The organism is Streptomyces sp. WM6386 (assembly GCF_000972385.1).
In the GTDB taxonomy this organism is placed as follows: Bacteria; Actinomycetota; Actinomycetes; order Streptomycetales; family Streptomycetaceae; genus Streptomyces.
Genome location: NZ_JXTE01000759.1, coordinates 1 through 319 on the forward strand (window position 1 = coordinate 1; position 319 = coordinate 319).

At 72.4% G+C, this 319-nt stretch carries 1 pseudogene; it reads right to left on the reverse strand.

From position 1 onward, the window contains the following. A pseudogene (locus TN53_RS43550) lies at positions 1-319 on the reverse strand (nitroreductase); the annotation flags it as partial.

Below are 319 nucleotides of genomic sequence, written 5' to 3' on the forward strand. Positions count from 1 at the left end.
GAGCACGGTCTGCGGGATGCCGGCCAGCCCCGGGGCCGCCAGCGAGAGGAGGAAGTTCTGCCCGTACATGCCGATGTCGCCGGCCGTCCGCACCCCGTCTCCGAGTGCCGGCATGAACAGGAAGGCGGCATGGGGGGCGCCGTAGAACTCCAGGTTCTCGCGGACCGCCGCCCTCCTGCCGTGCCGGTCCGAGCGCTCGACGCCCCGGGCCCGGTAGACACTCGCGCCCAGGGCTTTCGACCGCTCGAGGTAGATGCCCTCCTCGCCGTAGCCGTCGGTGAAATCTGGGGAGGTCCGCCCCTCCTCCTCGGCCCGGAGC